At 72.7% G+C, this 17,165-nt stretch carries 17 protein-coding genes; 8 read left to right on the top strand and 9 right to left on the bottom strand.

Annotated features, from left to right (window positions below; all coding sequences use genetic code 11):
* Nucleotides 1-33: 33 nt before the first annotated feature.
* Nucleotides 34-729: an alpha/beta fold hydrolase gene (locus ACZ4Z5_RS06360; protein ID WP_468257420.1), complete on the top strand. Its 696-nt coding sequence runs from the start codon at nucleotides 34-36 to the stop codon at nucleotides 727-729.
* A 77-nt stretch (nucleotides 730-806) separates the two neighbouring features.
* Entirely contained in the window at nucleotides 807-2,246 is a 1,440-nt protein-coding gene (locus tag ACZ4Z5_RS06355; RefSeq protein ID WP_468257417.1) for an amidase, read from the top strand.
* An 82-nt stretch (nucleotides 2,247-2,328) separates the two neighbouring features.
* Here the strand turns inward: ACZ4Z5_RS06355 and ACZ4Z5_RS06350 are convergent, their stop codons facing one another.
* Complete coding sequence (locus ACZ4Z5_RS06350; RefSeq protein WP_468257415.1) at nucleotides 2,329-3,402, bottom strand: glycosyl hydrolase family 18 protein; 1,074 nt, start codon at nucleotides 3,400-3,402, stop codon at nucleotides 2,329-2,331.
* A gap of 368 nt (nucleotides 3,403-3,770) precedes the next feature.
* On the opposite strand from ACZ4Z5_RS06350, the gene ACZ4Z5_RS06345 reads away from it, so the two are divergent.
* On the top strand, nucleotides 3,771-4,082 hold the full coding sequence (locus ACZ4Z5_RS06345) for a type II toxin-antitoxin system PemK/MazF family toxin (protein WP_468257412.1): 312 nt from the start codon (nucleotides 3,771-3,773) through the stop codon (nucleotides 4,080-4,082).
* On the opposite strand, the gene ACZ4Z5_RS06340 is transcribed toward ACZ4Z5_RS06345, so the two are convergent.
* Complete coding sequence (locus tag ACZ4Z5_RS06340) at nucleotides 4,067-4,900, bottom strand: TIGR02452 family protein (RefSeq protein WP_468257409.1); 834 nt, start codon at nucleotides 4,898-4,900, stop codon at nucleotides 4,067-4,069. The genes ACZ4Z5_RS06345 and ACZ4Z5_RS06340 overlap by 16 nt on opposite strands.
* 184 nt (nucleotides 4,901-5,084) lie before the next feature.
* Here ACZ4Z5_RS06340 and egtA point away from each other — a divergent pair, with 184 nt between their 5' ends.
* The 4 genes from egtA to egtD are packed head-to-tail and all read left to right on the top strand — an operon-like array spanning nucleotide 5,085 to nucleotide 9,424.
* Nucleotides 5,085-6,377 carry an ergothioneine biosynthesis glutamate--cysteine ligase EgtA gene (egtA, locus tag ACZ4Z5_RS06335; protein ID WP_468257406.1) on the top strand — a complete coding sequence of 431 codons (1,293 nt, stop codon included), beginning with the start codon at nucleotides 5,085-5,087 and terminating at the stop codon, nucleotides 6,375-6,377.
* A 4-nt stretch (nucleotides 6,378-6,381) separates the two neighbouring features.
* Nucleotides 6,382-7,710: an ergothioneine biosynthesis protein EgtB gene (egtB, locus tag ACZ4Z5_RS06330; RefSeq protein WP_468257404.1), complete on the top strand. Its 1,329-nt coding sequence runs from the start codon at nucleotides 6,382-6,384 to the stop codon at nucleotides 7,708-7,710.
* Nucleotides 7,710-8,465, top strand: coding sequence for an ergothioneine biosynthesis protein EgtC (egtC, locus tag ACZ4Z5_RS06325; protein WP_468257401.1), 756 nt, complete (start codon nucleotides 7,710-7,712; stop codon nucleotides 8,463-8,465). Before egtB ends, egtC begins: the two co-directional genes overlap by 1 nt.
* Nucleotides 8,462-9,424: an L-histidine N(alpha)-methyltransferase gene (gene egtD, locus ACZ4Z5_RS06320; RefSeq protein ID WP_468257398.1), complete on the top strand. Its 963-nt coding sequence runs from the start codon at nucleotides 8,462-8,464 to the stop codon at nucleotides 9,422-9,424. The genes egtC and egtD overlap by 4 nt, the downstream gene beginning before the upstream one ends.
* On the opposite strand, the gene ACZ4Z5_RS06315 is transcribed toward egtD, so the two are convergent.
* From ACZ4Z5_RS06315 to ACZ4Z5_RS06305, 3 genes are all read right to left on the bottom strand, one after another.
* Nucleotides 9,319-10,218: a lysophospholipid acyltransferase family protein gene (locus ACZ4Z5_RS06315; protein ID WP_468257395.1), complete on the bottom strand. Its 900-nt coding sequence runs from the start codon at nucleotides 10,216-10,218 to the stop codon at nucleotides 9,319-9,321. The two genes, egtD and ACZ4Z5_RS06315, sit on opposite strands and share 106 nt — an antisense overlap.
* Nucleotides 10,215-10,982 carry a GNAT family N-acetyltransferase gene (locus ACZ4Z5_RS06310; RefSeq protein WP_468257393.1) on the bottom strand — a complete coding sequence of 256 codons (768 nt, stop codon included), beginning with the start codon at nucleotides 10,980-10,982 and terminating at the stop codon, nucleotides 10,215-10,217. Before ACZ4Z5_RS06310 ends, ACZ4Z5_RS06315 begins: the two co-directional genes overlap by 4 nt.
* A gap of 172 nt (nucleotides 10,983-11,154) precedes the next feature.
* Complete coding sequence (locus tag ACZ4Z5_RS06305) at nucleotides 11,155-12,678, bottom strand: glycosyltransferase family 39 protein (protein ID WP_468257390.1); 1,524 nt, start codon at nucleotides 12,676-12,678, stop codon at nucleotides 11,155-11,157.
* 148 nt (nucleotides 12,679-12,826) lie between these two features.
* Between ACZ4Z5_RS06305 and ACZ4Z5_RS06300 the strand changes: the two genes are divergently transcribed.
* The gene (locus ACZ4Z5_RS06300) at nucleotides 12,827-13,042 is read left to right on the top strand and encodes a dodecin (RefSeq protein ID WP_468257388.1); all 216 of its coding nucleotides are present in this window, start codon (nucleotides 12,827-12,829) and stop codon (nucleotides 13,040-13,042) included.
* A gap of 3 nt (nucleotides 13,043-13,045) precedes the next feature.
* Here ACZ4Z5_RS06300 and ACZ4Z5_RS06295 read toward each other — a convergent pair whose 3' ends face one another.
* The 4 genes from ACZ4Z5_RS06295 to ACZ4Z5_RS06280 all read right to left on the bottom strand — a co-directional run bounded on the left by ACZ4Z5_RS06295 (nucleotide 13,046) and on the right by ACZ4Z5_RS06280 (nucleotide 17,114).
* Nucleotides 13,046-13,534 (bottom strand): phosphatase domain-containing protein, encoded by a 489-nt coding sequence (locus ACZ4Z5_RS06295; RefSeq protein ID WP_468257385.1) that lies wholly within the window; start codon nucleotides 13,532-13,534, stop codon nucleotides 13,046-13,048.
* A gap of 184 nt (nucleotides 13,535-13,718) precedes the next feature.
* The gene (locus tag ACZ4Z5_RS06290) at nucleotides 13,719-14,465 is read right to left on the bottom strand and encodes a succinate dehydrogenase/fumarate reductase iron-sulfur subunit (RefSeq protein WP_468257382.1); all 747 of its coding nucleotides are present in this window, start codon (nucleotides 14,463-14,465) and stop codon (nucleotides 13,719-13,721) included.
* Nucleotides 14,462-16,408: a fumarate reductase/succinate dehydrogenase flavoprotein subunit gene (locus ACZ4Z5_RS06285; RefSeq protein ID WP_468257380.1), complete on the bottom strand. Its 1,947-nt coding sequence runs from the start codon at nucleotides 16,406-16,408 to the stop codon at nucleotides 14,462-14,464. The genes ACZ4Z5_RS06290 and ACZ4Z5_RS06285 overlap by 4 nt, the downstream gene beginning before the upstream one ends.
* Before the next feature lies 1 nt (nucleotide 16,409).
* Nucleotides 16,410-17,114: a succinate dehydrogenase cytochrome b subunit gene (locus tag ACZ4Z5_RS06280; protein ID WP_468257377.1), complete on the bottom strand. Its 705-nt coding sequence runs from the start codon at nucleotides 17,112-17,114 to the stop codon at nucleotides 16,410-16,412.
* Nucleotides 17,115-17,165 lie beyond the last annotated feature (51 nt).

The following is a 17,165-nucleotide window of genomic DNA, read 5'->3' as shown; positions in this document are numbered from 1 at the left end:
GACGCCGCAGACGAGGAGACGAAAGGGGTCGACGTGCTCCTGCACACCCGGACCTGGGGCGAGGGGGACCGCGTCGCCTTCCTCGTCCACGGAATGATGGCCGATCATCGCACCTGGCGGCGGGTGGGACCGGCGCTCGCCGAGCGGGGCTACCGCGTGATCGCCGTGGATCTGCGGGGTCACGGCGCCAGCGGCCGCGGCCCGTACGACGTGCAGCACTTCGCGGACGATCTGGTCGAGACCCTGCCGACGGGCGCCGATCTGGCGATCGGGCACTCCCTGGGCGGGCTCGCCCTGTCGCTGGCGGTGGAGCGGCTGCGGCCGCGGCGGGCGGTGTACTCCGATCCGGCCTGGCGGGCGCTCGACGCCGACGGGGGCTTCGATCCCCGGGTGTTCATCCGGTACAAGTCCGCGGACCGGGCCTGGATCTCGGCACTGAATCCACGCTGGGACTCCTCGGACATCGACATCGAGCTGGACACCATCGCGCTGTGGGACTCGGAGACGGCGGTCGGCCTGTCCGTGCCGGACAGCCGGGACCCGATGCCGGCGGCCCCCGTGGTGCCCTCGCTCGTGCAGCTGTCCGATCCGAGCTTCCTGATCCCGCCGGACCGGGCGGCCCTGCTCGCGGAGCGCGGGTTCGACGTCCGCACGGTCCGCGGTGCCGGTCACACGATCCACCGGGACGATTTCTCCGGGTTCATGTCCTCGCTGGAGGACTGGATTTGAGAACCGCGCGGATTCGGCCACATGCAGCCCCTCGTGTGGTTACTCTGGGTACTACCAGCGAGTAACAGGGAGGTCCCGTGTCGGAGTCCCGGTCGGCAGGCCTGCGCGAGACCGCCCGCGGTCTCGCCCGAGGCGAGGTGTCCGCACGGCAGTTGACCGAACGGACCCTGGAACGCATCGCCGCATCGCAGCCCGTCCTGAACGCCTTCCGCGTCGTCCGTACGGAGGCCGCACTCGCCGAGGCCGACGAGGCCGACCGGCGGCTGGCCGAAGGGGTGCGGCTGCCGCTGCTCGGGGTGCCGGTCGCCGTGAAGGACGACATGGACGTGGCCGGCGAACCGACCGCGTTCGGCTGCCCGGGTGACTTCCCCCGCAAGACGGTGGACAGCGAGGCCGTACGCCGGCTCAAGGCGGCCGGAGCGGTGATCGTCGGCAAGACCAACACACCCGAGCTCGGCCAGTGGCCGTTCACCGAGGGGCCCGCCTTCGGCGACACCCGCAACCCCTGGAACACCGGCCACACGCCAGGCGGTTCGTCGGGCGGCTCGGCCGCCGCGGTCGCCGCCGGTGTCGTGCCCGCCGCCCTCGGATCCGACGGGGCCGGCTCCATCCGGATCCCGGCGGCCTGGACGCATCTCGTCGGCATCAAACCGCAGCGCGGACGGATCTCCACCTGGCCGGAGCCCGAGGCCTTCAAAGGGATCACCGTGAACGGCGTCCTGGCCCGCACCGTCGCCGACGCGGCACTGCTGCTCGACGCGGCGAGCGGATCGCACCCCGACGAACTGCACCGGCCGCCCAGCGTCGACGCGTCGGCCGCGGCGCACCGGGACCCGGGACGCCTGCGCATCGCGCTCTCCACCCGGATGCCGTTCACCGCCACACCCAAACGGCTCGAACCGTCCGTGCGGATCACGGTGATCCGGCTCGCCGAACGACTGGCCGCCCTGGGCCACGACGTCGTGGAGGCCGATCCCCGCTACGGGATGATCGGCCCCGCGTTCGTCCCACGGGCCACCGCGGGGCTGCGCGAATGGGCCGCGCGGGTGCCGGAACCGACCCTGCTCGACCCGCGGACCAGGCGCGCCGTCCAGCTCGGCGGCCTGCTGGCCGGCGCCCCGCTGCGCCTGGCGCGCGACGCCGAGCGCCTGCTGCACCGAAGGATCGGCGCGATCTTCCAGCGCTACGACGTGGTGCTCGCACCCACCACGGCGACCCCGCCGCCGCCGATCGGAGCGATGGCCGGGCTGTCCGGCTGGAACACCGACCGGGCGATGATCGCCGCCTGCCCCTACGCCTGGCCGTGGAACGTCCTGGGCTGGCCCGGTGTGAACGTGCCCGCGGGGTTCACCGCGGACGGCCTTCCCCTCGGCGCCCAGCTGCTCGGCCCGGCCAACTCCGAACCACTGCTGATCTCGCTCGCGGCCCAGCTGGAGGACGACCAGCGCTGGTTCGAGAAGTGGCCGTCCCACTCCGGTGCCGACGCGGTCGGTCCCCACACGGGCGCGGACGTCTAGCGGTTTCCTTCCGACGGGCGTCCGCCGCCGTGCACGTCCCCTATGGCGGTGCGCGCCACGGGTCGCGTACGTCCCCGGGCGTTCACCCCTCCGCGAGGACGCCCCACAGTTCCGGGTCCTCGAAGTTCAGCGCCCACAGGACGGTGTTCCGGACCCCGTGGCGGCGCAGCACGGGGAGATGGCCGGCGATGCCCCTTGCGTCCTGGTACCAGACCGTGCGCGGCTCGCCCCCGTCGCGGTAGCCGAAGGTCGGCGTCGCGGAGCCGGGGTCGAGCCGGTACGGCGCACCGTGGGCGAGGCGCAGCGTCTCGGCCTCCTTCCACGTGACGTGGCGGGCGCCGCCGCTGCGGCCGTCGGCCCAGTCCCAGCCGTAGGCGGGCAGGCCGGTCTCGATACGGTCGGCGGGGATCAGTGCCGTGGCGTTGCGCAGGATCTCGTCGTACCAGACGGGACTGGACAGCGGTCCCGCGTCGCCGCCCGCCCAGTGGAGGTTGTAGGCCATGATCCGGACGCGGTCGGCGACCCGGCCGAGGGCGGCGTAGTCGAAGACGCGGCCGGTGGTGGCGGTCCGCGGGACGACCGTGACCACACAGGTCTTCCGCAGCGCGTGGAGCCGGGCGCAGACGTCGGTGACGAGGGCGGTGTAGCCGTCGCGTGCCGTTGCCGTCGCGACTTCACCCGGAAGGGTGATCGACTCGTAGTCCAGGTCGAGGCCGTCGTATCCGCCGTCGCCTACGAGGGCGAGGAGGGCGTCGGCGTGCGCGCGGCGGTCCTCTCGCCGGGTGACGATCGCGGCGAGTTCGCCGGCGCCCATGGTCTCCATGACCGTGGGCACGACCTTGATGCCGACGTCGCGAAGGCCGTCGACGATCCTGCGGTCGCCGGCGCCGGGATGCTCCCGCACGGTCCGCGCGGACACCGCCTGGTACCAGAACGGGCTGACGGTGTGCAGCTGCGAGGCATGGCGGAGTGCGTCCTGGTAGGCGCCTTCCTGGTCCCAGTAGGGCAGCCAGGCCGAGACGGTCCGTCCGGCGGGCGGCGGGCCCGTGGGGTGAGCCGCCGCGGGTGCCGCCGGGAGGGCGAGGGCGGGCAGCGCGGCCGTGAGGAGGGCGGCCAGCAGACGGACGAGGGCACGGCGTGCCGCGGAGCGCATCATGATCCAAGCGTCGGTCCCGATCGGCCGCCCTGCCCTGCGGAATGGGCCGTACAGGTTCTAACGTGGCAAGAGTGACGAATCCGCTCGACGGTCTCGGAGGGCTCGGCGATCTGCCGGGCCCGCCCGGACCTGCGGCGCCGCACGAGGCGGACCCGCCTGAGGGCGGTCCGCTCCGGACGGCGTACGCGCCCGAACCGGGCGGGACGACCGCACCCGGCGGGACGACCGAACCGAGAAGGGCGGCCGATCCACGCCCGACACCACGACCCGGCGGCCGGACAACCGAACCGAGCCGGACACCACGAATCAGCAGCCCGACACCCGGCCCAAGCACGACGCCACGACCGGACGAGGTCTTCCGGCCGTGCGTGCCGTACGGGCGGCGCACCCTGCGGATCAACGGCCGGCCGGTGCTGATCGCGGCCCGGAAGGCCGGCGGCGGGCCGCTCACGGCCCGGCCCTCCGGAGAACCGCACCACGACGGCCGCGAACCGGGTCCGACCGGCAGGGGTTCGCGGGGTACCGGCTCGCCGGCGTCGGCCGGACGGTGGCGACGACTCGTCAGCGACCGGGTGCTGCGGCGGCACCATCAGGGCGCGTTCCCGTCGGCGCGCACCCTGGAGCGGTCGCCCTTCGAGCGGGTGACCCGGCGGCGTCGGGAGCGCTACGGGTGGAGCTGAGAGCCGAGCACGGACTCGAACGCCCGCCGTGTGACGGCCTGTGGCGTACGGTCCAGGATGCCGAAGACGATGTGGTCGAAGTGGCCTGCGAACCGGCCGCCGTCCCCCAGCAGGGCCCGGAACGCCTCGGCGACCTGCGTCGGCTCGTTCCGGAACACCCCGCAGCCCCAGGCGCCGAGCACCAGGCGCCGGTAGCCGCAGACGGCGGCGGTCTCCAGGACCCGTTCGGCGCGGGACGCCAGGGCGGCGGGCACCCGGTCCAGGTCCTGGGGGCTGCGGCGCGCGATGACACCGGCGTTCGGGGCGGGCGAGGTCAGGAAGCCGACCTGGTAAGGCTCGTCGAGGAGCGCGCCGCGGTCGTCGCGGATCACCGGGACGCCCGGGGCGTGGATGACCCGGTCGGTGTAGAGGACGTCGCGGTCGGCCCGGTGGTGCTCGTAGAACTCCGGCACGCGGAGCAGGCACTCGTACAGGGCGGAGGACCGGCACAGGGCCTCCTCCTGGGCCTGGGCGCCGTTCAGGAAGCCGCCGCCCGGATTGCGGGCGGAGGCGAAGTTGAGCACGGCGACGGGTCCGGACGCACCGCGGACCAGCCGGTGCGCCGCCTGCGTACTGCTCTCCCCCGTGACCTCCACGAAGGTTTCACGGTCCTGGTCCGGCGTAACCGGAACGGGTTCCGGGCCGAACATCCGGGTCGCGTCCGCGGCCGCCCGCACGGCCGCCCCGATGGACACCTTCCGGCCGTCCCCCGTGGTGTAGTGCCCGGCCCGCGTGGTCTCGACGGTGAGTTGTGCAATCCGTCGCAGCCGTGCACTCATTTCATTTCCCCCTTGTTCACACCCGCCATCGTCGACGTTCGCCCGCCCCTCCGGCAAAGGCTTTTCCCTTCGGAAGGGCACCCTTGTGCGAACCGGCGGTGCGGGATTGGGTGGGAGGCGATGCCCTGCCCCGGGGCGTCCCCGGCTGCAGGATCCGGCCATGGTCTCCTAGGGAGGTTCCGCCATGCCACCTGAGAACCGCAGGAACAACGGGCCGCCGCTCTCCGAGCAGGAGGCGGAGGCACTGCTGCGATGTATCTGCTTCAAGACGGGTCCGCCCCGCACGGTCGGGGTGGAAGTGGAATGGCTGGTGCACGACCTCCGCCGGCCCCATCTACCCGTCTCCCACGACCGTCTGCGGTCGGCCTACACCGCGCTGCGGGCGGTCCCCCTGCGCTCGGCCCTCACCGTGGAACCGGGCGGACAGCTGGAGCTCAGCTCGCGTCCCGCCCCCTCACTGACGGACGTCATCTCCGCCGTCTCCGCCGATCTGGACACCGTCCGGGCCGTACTGCGCCCCATGGACCTCGCACTCACCGGACTCGGTCACGACCCCGTCCTGCCTCCCCGGCGGCTGCTCCACGAGCCCCGCTACGACGCCATGGAGCAGCATCTGGACCGGCACGGGCCGCTCGGGCGGTCCATGATGTGCAGCTCCGCGTCCGTGCAGGTGTGCCTGGACGCCGGGTACGAGGAGCCGGGCCCGCTGGGGCACGCCCGGCGCTGGCGCCTCGCTCACCTGCTGGGCGCCGTCCTCGTCGCGGCGTTCGCCAACTCCCCCTACCGCGAAGGGTGTGCGACCGGCTGGCGGTCGACGCGCCAGGCCGTCTGGGCGGCACTCGACCCGGTGCGGACGCTGGCACCACCGCTGGACGAGGAGCCGCGGTCCGGCTGGGCCCGCCATGCCCTGGACACCCCCGTATTGTGCATCCGCGGGAACGGCGCCGGCCCGTGGACCGTGCCGGACGGGCTCACCTTCCGGGACTGGCTGCGCACCGGGACGTCCACGGGCACCGCAGGAAGCTGCCCGCGGCCGCCCACCCGGAGCGATCTCGACTACCACCTGACCACGCTGTTCCCGCCCGTACGCCCGCGCGGTCACCTGGAACTCCGCATGATCGACGCCCAGTCGGGCGACGACGGGTGGATGGTGCCGCCGGCCGTCACCGTCGCGCTGTTCGACGACCCGGAGGCGGCCGAGACCGTCTACCGCGCCGTCAAACCGCTCGCCGAGATCGCCGGTGATCTGCCGGCGCCCCGCAATCCCCTGTGGCACAACGCAGCCCGTCTCGGCCTGGCCGACCCGGATCTGCACGCGGCCGCCGTCGTCTGCTTCGAGGCGGCGATCGACGCGCTCCCCCGGATCGGCGCCCCCGGCGCGGTACGGGACGCCGTGGCCGCCTTCGCCGACCGTCACGTCGCCCGGGGCCGCTGTCCCGCCGACGATCTGCACGTTCCCGCCCCGGGAAGGAACTGAGCACATGAACGACCGCACCGAGGCCGTCTCCCCCCGGGACCGCGCGCTCGCCGCACTGACCGCCGCACGTGACCGCACGGCGCTCCTCACCTCGTGTGTCGACGAGGCCGATCTCACCGCGCAGCACTCGCCGTTGATGTCCCCCCTGGTCTGGGACCTCGCCCACATCGGCAACCACGAGGAGCAGTGGCTGCTGCGCCGGGTCGGCGGGCGTGAGGCGATGCGCCCCGAGATCGACTCCCTCTACGACGCGTTCGAACATCCGCGGGCCGAGCGGCCGTCGCTGCCGCTGCTGCCGCCCACGGAGGCCCGCCGCTACACCACCGAAGTGCGCGGGCGGGCACTGGACGTGCTGGAAAACGCACCGCTGGACGGCTCGCCGCTCCTGGACGGAGGCTTCGCCTTCGGGATGATCGCCCAGCACGAGCAGCAGCACGACGAGACCATGCTGATCACCCATCAGCTGCGCAAGGGGCCCGCCGTGCTCACCGCCCCCGCGCCGCCCCCACCCTCCGATGCGGGCGGTCTGCCGGCCGAAGTCCTGGTCCCCGGCGGCCCGTTCACCATGGGCACCTGCGACGAGCCGTGGGCACTGGACAACGAACGGCCCGCGCACCACCGTCTCGTACCGTCCTTCCACATCGACACCGTGCCGGTCTGCAACGGCGCCTATCTGCACTTCATCGAGGACGGCGGCTACGGCGACGAACGCTGGTGGGCGCCGAAGGGCTGGGCGCACGTCCGGGAGCACGGACTGGTCGCCCCGCTGTTCTGGCGCAAGGAGGGCGACCAGTGGCTGCGCAGACGGTTCGGCGTCACCGAACCGGTGCCGCTCGACGAGCCGGTGCTGCACGTGAGCTGGTACGAGGCGGACGCCTACGCCCGCTGGGCGGGACGGCGGCTGCCCACCGAGACGGAGTGGGAGAAGGCGGCCCGGTACGACCCGGCGACCGGCCGTTCCCGCCGCTACCCGTGGGGCGACGGGGAACCGACGGCCGAGCACGCCAATCTCGGCCAGCGGCATCTGCGTCCCGCGCCCGTGGGCAGCTATCCCCGGGGGCAGTCGCCGCTGGGCGTACGGCAGTTGATCGGCGACGTATGGGAGTGGACGGCGAGCGACTTCCTGCCGTACCCGGGCTTCGTGCCTTTCCCCTACCGCGAGTACTCCGAGGTGTTCTTCGGCAGTGACCACAAGGTGCTGCGGGGCGGGTCGTTCGCCGTGGATCCGGTCGCCTGTCGCGGGACGTTCCGCAACTGGGACTACCCGGTCCGCCGGCAGATCTTCTCCGGGTTCCGCACCGCACGCGACGCCCAGGACGCCGGAGCCGCCTGATGTGCCGTCATATCGCCTATTCGGGGCCGCCCGTGGCGCTGGGAGACCTGCTGACCGCACCTCCGCACGGCCTGTACCGGCAGTCCTGGGCGCCGCGCCACCAGCGGTACGGGACGGTGAACGCGGACGGATTCGGCGTGGGCTGGTACGCCGACGGCGACCCGCTGCCGGCCCGCTACCGCCGGGCCGGGCCGGTCTGGGCGGACCTGTCGTTCGCCGACCTGGCCAGGGTGGTGCGCAGCGGCGCGGTACTCGCCGCGGTCCGGGACGCCACCGAGGCCGGCGCGGACGGCGAGGCGGCTGCCGCGCCGTACGCAGCGGGCCCGTGGCTGTTCAGCCACAACGGCGCGGTGCGGGGCTGGCCGGGTTCGATGGCCCCGCTCGCCGCGGCGCTGCCGGCCGCCGAACTGCTGTCGCTGGAGTCGCGCTGCGACTCCGCACTGGTGTGGGCACTGGTCCTGCACCGGCTGCGCGAGGGCGAGGCCCCCGGCCAGGTACTCGCCGACACCGTGCCGGAGGTCGCGGCCGCGGCTCCCGGGTCCCGGCTGAACCTCCTGCTCACCGACGGGGAGACGATCGCCGCGACCGCCTGGGGGGACACCCTGTGGCATCTCTCCGAACCGGGCCACCGCGCCGTGGTGGCCTCCGAACCGTACGACGACGACCCCAGATGGCGTGAGGTGCCCGACCGCACCCTGATCACGGCCACCCGCACCGACGTTCTGCTGTCCCCGCTCAAGGAGCCACCCCAGTGAGCCCGTTCCGGTTGACCCGCACCCTGCCCGAAGACGCCACGGACGCCGCTCTGCGCACGGACGTGCTGACCGGCCTGACCAGTACGCCCAAGTGGCTGCCGCCGAAGTGGTTCTACGACGCGCGCGGCAGCGAACTGTTCGAGGAGATCACCCGACTGCCCGAGTACTACCCGACCCGCGCCGAGCGGGAGATCCTGGTCGCCCGGGCCGGGGAGATCGCCGCCCTGTCCGGGGCGCGGACCCTGGTGGAACTGGGCTCGGGCTCCTCGGAGAAGACCCGTCATCTGCTCGACGCCATGCCCTCGCTGCACAGTTACGTGCCGGTCGACGTCAGCGACAGCGCCCTGACCACGGCCGCGGAATCGCTGCTGGCCGAGCATCCCGGACTGTCCGTGCACGCGCTCATCGCGGACTTCACGCACGGGCTGGAACTGCCCGACACGCCCGGTCCGCGGCTGGTGGTGTTCCTCGGCGGCACCATCGGCAATCTGCTGCCCGACGAGCGCAGGGTCTTCCTGCGCTCGGTACGGGGGCTGCTCGCACCCGGCGACGGTCTGCTGCTCGGCACCGACCTCGTGAAGGACGAGGCCACCCTGGTGGCGGCCTACGACGACGCGGCCGGTGTCACGGCCGAGTTCAACAAGAACGTGCTGGCAGTCGTCAACCGCGAACTGGACGCCGACTTCGACCCGGACCACTTCGAGCACGTGGCGCTCTGGGACCGTGACCGGGAGTGGATCGAGATGCGGCTGCGGTCCCGGCACGCACAGACCGTGAAGATCCCCGAACTGGATCTGGTGGTGCCGTTCGAGGCGGGCGAGGAGCTGCGGACCGAGGTCTCGGCGAAGTTCCGTCAGGACGGGGTGAGGGACGAACTGGCCGCCGCAGGGCTGACGTTGCGGCACTGGTGGACCGACGCGGCCGGGAGGTTCGCGCTGTCGCTCTCGACGGCCGACTGAGCCGCGGCGGCGAGGGACCGGCGGTCCCGGTGGCTGTCCGCCGGGATCCGGGGAAGGATCCGGATCTCGGCGGTCAGCCCGCCGGCCGCCGCGACCCGCCACAGCGAGGCGACGAGGGTGTCCTCCCCGACGAAGGCGGCCGCGCCGGTGATCCCGTCGCCCGGGGTGCGGTAGGTGAGCCGTACCGGCTGGACGGGCGCTCCGGCGTCGAGGGCGGCCTGGAACGCGGCGTTGCGGAAGCGGCCCTGCTCCCGTCCGCACCAGGTGCTCCCCTCGGGGAAGACGAGCACCCGTGAACCGGAGGCGAGCGCGCGCGCCATGGTGGCGACCGCGACGGGCAGGGCGCGCAGCCGGTCCCGGTCGAGGAAGAGCGTGCCGCCCCTGGCCGCGAGCGCGCCCAGCACGGGCCAGCGGCGTATCTCGGTCTTGGCGAGCATCCGCCCCGGGAGCACCGAGGCCAGCAGGGGCACGTCCAGCCAGGAGATGTGGTTGGCGACGACAAGTGCCGCCCGTTCCCCCGGTCCGTCGTCCGCGGACCCCTCGTGCACGACACGGACGCGGATCCCGAAGGCGCGCAGCACGGCCCTGCTCCACAGCCGGGCGAGCCCCTCACGGGTGGCGGCGGGCAGCCGCAGCGCCACCGGCGACAGGGCCACGCCCGCCAGCACGGCGGTGAACCCGGCGAGCAGCCGGGCCATGGCGCGCAGCGGCCCCTCCGGGGAGCCCGGGTGGCGGGCGCACAGCGCCGGCGTGCACGGCGAGGTGGGCAGCCAGAGGCTGACGGGACCGCTCATCGCACCGGCGCCAGGGAGAGGAAGTGCCGCAGGTAGCGGGGGTTGGTGCGGCGCAGCGACAGCAGGACGTAGAGGTCGGCGACACCGAAGTCCACGTCGTGGGCGGGCTCCCCGCACACCCAGGCGCCGAGCCGCAGGTAGCCGCGCAGCAGCGGGGGCAGTTCGGTGCGCGCGGGCCGCTCGACGCCCTCGTGGTTCCAGGGCCGCAGCGGCGTGACCCGGTAGTCCTCGGGGGCGAGGTGCTTGGCCGCCACGGTGTCCCAGGTGCCGGCGGCGAGGGTGCCGCCGTCGGCGAGCGGGATGGAGCAGCAGCCGGCGAGCCAGGTGTGGCCGGTGCGGGTCATGTAACGGGCGAGGCCGGCCCAGATGAGGGCGATGACGGCGCCGTTGCGGTGGTCGGGGTGGACGCAGGAGCGGCCGACCTCGACGAGGTCGTCGCGGATCGGTCCGAGCGAGCCGAGGTCGAACTCGCCGTCGGAGTACAGCCGTCCGGCGACCCTGGCACGGTCCGGCGGCAGCAGCCGGTACGTTCCGACGACCTGGCCGGTGCTCCCTTCGCGGACCAGGAGGTGGTCGCAGTACGCGTCGAAGGCGTCGGTGTCGATGCCCGGCTCGGGGCCGTCGAGGCGGGCGCCCATCTCCCCGGCGAACACGTCGTGGCGCAGCCGCTGCGCGGCGCGCACATCGGCCTGGTCGCGGGCGATCGACACCAGGTAGCGGGATTCGGTGAGCGGGGCCGGGTCGATGGCTGGCATCGCGGTCATGTCGGTCTCCTGTGCCGGACGGAATCGGTGGCGCTGGCGCGCCGCTCCTCACTTCTTCCGTGGCCGGCTGGATTCGACATGACCTCTGTGGGGCCCGTGGATGTGCGGCTGCTGAATGGCGGGCGCCGCGCGGGCGTCCCCGAGGAGGGAGGGACGCCTGCGGCGGGCGCCCCTACGGGAGGCGGCGGAGCAGGGCCACGGTGACGCCGGGCAGGTGCCGCGTCGCGGAGGTCTGGTAGTGCGCGCGCAGGGCCTGCGCCTGGGCCTCGGGCAGCCCCAGCAGCGGGTCGGGGTAGCTCTCCCGCCGGGTGTCCACGACGACCCAGACCCGCTGCTCGTCGCCGAGGCAGGCCGCCGGATCGGGGCACTCGGCCGCCTCGAGTCCGTGCCGGTCGGCGGCCGACTCCGCGAGGAACACGTCGCGCATCTTCAGGTCGCGGGGCAGGTAGTAGCGCATGCCGGCTTCGAACATGCGCCAGTCCGCCCGGTCGTAGACCACCGCGTCCCCGGGGGCGTGGTGCTTGCGGACGAGGCGTGCGGCGCTGACGAAGTCCGGGTCCTGCGGGTTGTGGGCGTAGGACTCCCGCATGGGGAGCTGGTCGGGCAGGGTGAGCAGGGCGAGGGCCAGCAGGCCCGCCGCGATGCCCGCGCGGGACCTCGCGGCGGCGAGCCCCGCGCCCGCCAGCACCGCCCATGCGGGCAGGGTGAACAGCAGGTAGCGGTAGAAGAAGTACGAGATCTCCCCGTGCGACACGGCCCAGATCACCAGCGGGGGCAGCAGGGCCGCGGCGGTGACGGACAGGACGCTGCCCCGGCGCTTGCGCCACACCGGTGCGGCCAGGACGACGACCGCTCCGGCGACCAGGCCGGAGGCGAACAGCTCCGGCCAGAAGGTGACCAGGCTCCACAGGTCGGGGTGGGCGATCCAGGCGATCTGGTCCTCGGCCTGGGCCACGCCGAGCAGGATCACCGGAACGGTGCAGGCCACACCGGCCAGGGCGGCGCGGCTGAAGGCCCACAGGACCCGTAGTCCGGACCGGGCCTGCAGGACCACCGGGACGAGATGGCCGATCAGCGCGGTGAGGGCCACGACGTGCAGCAGGCCGACCGCCGCCACGCAGAGGGCGTAGCCGGTCCATCGCAGCCGGCTCGTCGGGCGGTCCAGGGCCCGGAGCAGCAGCAGGGTGGCCAGCGCCACGGCGCAGACCACCATGGCGTACGGGCGGGCCTCCTGGCCGTACCGGCTGACCACCGGGATCAGGGCGAACAGCAGACCGCCGGCGAGACCTGCGCGGCGGTCGAAGAGCCGCTGCCCGATGAGTGCCACGCATGCGGCGGCACCGGCCATGGCCAGTGCCGAGGGCAGCCGCAGGGCCAGCGGGGAGTCGCCGAAGAGCGCTGTCCACCCGTGCAGGAACAGGTAGTACGCGCCGAGCACCCCGTCCACCCGCTGCACCGTGGCCAGCAGCTGGCCGATGCTCCGGGAGGCCACGTCCCAGCTGTTCAGCTCGTCGCCCCACAGCTGCGGCCGGTGGATCATGATCAGCGACAGGGCGAGGGCGAGCACCGCCGGGAACAGCCAGACGCCCGACCGGGTCGTCCCGGGCTGCCGGGCGGCGGGGACCTTCGGTGCGGCGTCGTCCTGGGCGGTGGCCGTCGTGTCCCGGTCGGTCGGGGGCGGGGGGAGAAGTGCCATGCCGACAGCCTTAGCGGACGTCGCTCGCCCGGTGCCGGGCGCGGCCTGCCGAAGACGGCGGGTTTCCCCCGTTCGGCGGACTCCGATACCCGGTCCGGCACGGGGCTGCTGCACCGTGGAGTGACGGAACGAGAGGAGACCGGCTCCCATGTCGAACCACACCTATCGGGTCACCGAGATCGTGGGCACCTCGCCCGACGGACTGGACCAGGCCATCCGCAACGGCATCACCCGGGCCGCGCAGACCCTCCGGGGCCTCGACTGGTTCGAAGTGACCCAGATCCGCGGGCACATCGTGGAGGGGGCGATCGAGCACTACCAGGTGGGGCTCAAGGTCGGCTTCCGCCTGGAGGACTCGGAGTAGCTTTCATGTACGGCCCTCGCCCTCCTGGGCCTCCGTGAGCTGCTCCGAGGGAGTCGCCCAGCGGGCGCGAACGACGCGGAACCCGGCCTTCTCCGCGGCGTCGCACACGAGTTCGTCGTCGTCGACGAGCATGCGTATCTCCCGGCCGCCACCCAGCCTGTGCAGTACCTCCAGCTTGGTCTGCCGGGCGGGGCGGCGGTCGTCGTTCCGGCGCATGTGCAGGCGTCCCTCGGGCAGGCCGTGCCGGGCCAGCCAGTCAAGGGTGTCCCGTCGGCACCGCTCGGGCCGGCCGGTCAGATAGACGATCTCGCACTCGACCAGGCTGTCCAGGACCAGGTGGACGCCCGCCGTCAGCGGCGGGTCGTCCGGGGCCGCCGCGAAGAAGCCCTTCCAGTCGCGCGGCCTGCGGTCCAGGAAGTGCTGCCGGTGGGCGGTGTCGGCCAGCGTGTTGTCCAGGTCGAAGACGGCCAGCGGCCGGGATGTCGGTGTCATGCGGATCACCCTAGGGGTCCGGTGGATCAGGTCGGACGGCCGCTGGGCGGCCTGGCCGGGAATCCCGGCGCGACGGGAGCGTTGAACCCGTGTGACATCGAGATTCCCGGCGACCCGGGTCTCCGTGCCGGCCGCTCCCGTGTCCGGGAGGGCCACGGCCCCGGCGAGGCCGTGCGCGACACGGTCAGCGTTCGACCTTGCGGGCCGCCCGCAGCCACTCCTTGTTCATGGCGGCGATGGACGGCAGGGGGATGCCCTTGGGGCAGGCGGTGGCGCACTCCCCCGTGAGGGTGCAGCCGCCGAAGCCCTCCTCGTCCATCTGCGCCACCATGTCGAGCACCCGAGTATCGCGTTCCGGCGAGCCCTGCGGCAGCACGTTGAGGTGGTTGACCTTCGCCGAGGTGAACAGCATCGCCGAGCCGTTGGGGCAGGCGGCCACACAGGCCCCGCAGCCGATGCACTCGGCGTGCTCGAAGGCGTGGTCGGCGGCGGCCTTGGGCACCGGGGTGGCGTGCGCCTCGGGCGCGGAGCCCGTCGGTGCCGTGATGTACCCGCCGGCCTGGATGATCCGGTCGAACGCCGAGCGGTCCACCACGAGGTCCTTGACGACCGGGAACGCGGAGGCGCGCCACGGCTCGACGTCGATGGTGTCGCCGTCGTGGAAGGAGCGCATGTGGAGCTGGCAGGTGGTGGTGCGCTCCGGGCCGTGCGCATCGCCGTTGACGACCAGGCTGCAGGCCCCGCAGATGCCCTCGCGGCAGTCGTGGTCGAAGGCGATGGGGTCGTCGCCGCGCAGGATGAGTTCTTCGTTGAGGGTGTCGAGCATCTCCAGGAACGACATGTCGGAGGAGATGCCGTCGACCGAGTAGGTGACCATGGCGCCGGGGGCGTCGGCGTTCCTCTGACGCCAGACGCGGAGGTTGAGCCTCATGCGTAGCTCCGCTGGGTGGGGTGGACGTACTCGAAGACCAGGTCCTCCTTGTGGAGGACGGGGGCGGTGCCGGTCCCGGTGAACTCCCAGGCCGCGACGTAGGAGAACTCCTCGTCCCGGCGGGCGGCCTCGCCGTCCGGTGTCCGGGACTCCTCGCGGAAGTGGCCGCCGCAGGATTCGGTGCGGTGCAGTGCGTCGAGGCACATCAGCTCGGCGAGTTCGAGGTAGTCGACGATGCGGTTGGCCTTCTCGAGCGACTGGTTGAGCTCCTCGCCGGTGCCGGGCACCTTGATCCGGCGCCAGAACTCCTCGCGGATTCCGGGGATCCGGGCGAGTGCCTTGCGCAGGCCCTCGTCCGTACGGGCCATCCCGCAGTACTCCCACATGAGTTCACCGATCTCCCGGTGGAAGGAGTCGGGGGTGCGGTCGCCGTCGACAGCGAGGAGGCGGCGGATCCGGTCCTCGGTCTCGGCGATCGTCCCGGCCACCACCGGGTGGTCCGCGTCGAGCGGCCCGGCCTGCGGGGCCCGGGCCAGGTAGTCGTTGATGGTGGACGGCAGGACGAAGTAGCCGTCGGCGAGCCCCTGCATCAGTGCCGAGGCCCCGAGCCGGTTGGCGCCGTGGTCGGAGAAGTTGGCCTCGCCGATGGCGAAGAGGCCGGGGACGGTGGTCGCGAGGTCGTAGTCCACCCACAGGCCGCCCATCGTGTAGTGGACGGCGGGATAGATGCGCATCGGGACCTCGTACGGGTTCTCCGCGGTGATCCGCTCGTACATCTCGAAGAGGTTGCCGTACCTCTCCTCGACCTTCGCCCTGCCCATGCGCCGGATCGCGTCGGCGAAGTCCAGGTAGACGCCCTGGCCGCCCGGACCCACTCCGCGGCCCTCGTCGCAGACGTTCTTGGCGGCACGGGAGGCGATGTCACGCGGGACGAGGTTGCCGAACGCGGGGTAGATGCGCTCCAGGTAGTAGTCGCGCTCGTCCTCGGGGATCTCGTGCGGGGGGCGGGTGTCGCCCTTGGCCCTGGGGACCCAGATGCGTCCGTCGTTGCGCAGCGACTCGCTCATCAGGGTCAGCTTGGACTGGTGGTCACCGGTGCGCGGTATGCAGGTGGGGTGGATCTGGGTGAAGCACGGGTTGCCGAAGAAGGCGCCGCGCCGGTGCGCCCGCCACACCGCGGTCGCATTGGAGTTCATGGCGTTGGTCGACAGGTAGAAGACGTTGCCGTAGCCGCCGGTCGCAAGGACCACCGCGTCCGCGAGGTGGGCGGAGACCTCACCGGTGACGAGGTCGCGGGCGACGATGCCGCGGGCGCGGCCGTCGACGACGATCAGATCGAGCATCTCGGTGCGCGGGTGCATCTCGACCGCTCCCGCGGCGATCTGCCGCGACAGGGCCTGGTAGGCGCCGAGCAGGAGCTGCTGTCCGGTCTGTCCCCGGGCGTAGAAGGTGCGGGAGACCTGGACGCCGCCGAAGGACCGGGTGTCGAGGAGTCCGCCGTACTCGCGGGCGAACGGCACGCCCTGGGCGACGCACTGGTCGATGATCTCGACGGATATCCCGGCGAGCCGGTGGACGTTGGACTCGCGGGCGCGGAAGTCGCCGCCCTTGACGGTGTCGTAGAAGAGCCGCTGCACGGAGTCGCCGTCGTTGCGGTAGTTCTTCGCGGCGTTGATGCCGCCCTGGGCGGCGATGGAGTGGGCCCTGCGGGGCGAGTCCTGGTAGCAGAACTGGACGACGTGGTAGCCCTGTTCGGCCAGGGTGGCGCCCGCCGCGCCGCCGGCCAGGCCGGTGCCGACGACGATGACGGTGTGCTTGCGCCGGTTGGCGGGGTTGACGAGTTTCGCCTCGAAGCGGCGTCGGTCCCAGCGTTCGGCGATCGGCCCGGCCGGGGCCTTGGTGTCGGCGACCGGGTCTCCGGTCGTGTGGTCGAGGTAGGTCATGTCAGCTCACCACTCCGGTCATGACGCCGACGGGTACGGCGACGAAGCCCGCGGTCAGGACGAGCGCCAGCGCCCCGGCGGCGCCCTTGAGGATCCGCTCGCGGGTGGCGTTGCCCACGCCGAGGGTCTGGGCGGCGCTCCAGAATCCGTGCCTGATGTGCAGGCCGAGGGCCAGCATCGCGACGATGTAGATGACGTTGCCGTACCAGGTGGAGAAGCTGGCGACGACGTTCTCGTACGGATGTCCCTCCCAGGCACGCTCGTTGACGGTGAGCGTGGTCAGGTCGAGGATGTGCCAGACGATGAAGAGGCCCAGGATGACGCCTCCCCAGCGCATGGTGCGCGTGGCGTAGCTCGCGCGGCGCCGCTTGTGCGCGTACCGGACGGGCCGGGCCTTCAGGTCGCGGCGGCTGAGCTGGTACGCCGACACCCCGTGCATGACGACGGCTGTGAGCAGCACGACGCGCGCGGTCCACAGGCCCCAGTGACTGTGCAGGAACGGCTCGCCCATGTGGCGGATCCACTGCCCGTACGCGTTGAACTCGTCGGGGCCGAAGAAGACCTTGAGGTTGCCCATCATGTGGACGACGAGATAGCCGAGCATGATCAGGCCGGTCACGGCCATCACCGTTTTCTTGCCGACGGTGGAGCCCCAGATCATGCGCGTCATGGACGGCCGTCGGTCCGTCCGGGTAGCGAGAGCCATGGCACCGACGCTAGGGCCGGGCATCGCGAGAGGTCCAAGACATGGTCCGGC

The organism is Streptomyces sp. NPDC030222 (genome assembly GCF_055573115.1).
The sequence above is the reverse complement of the archived record's forward strand: the minus strand, read 5'-3'. Positions and strand labels throughout refer to the sequence as shown.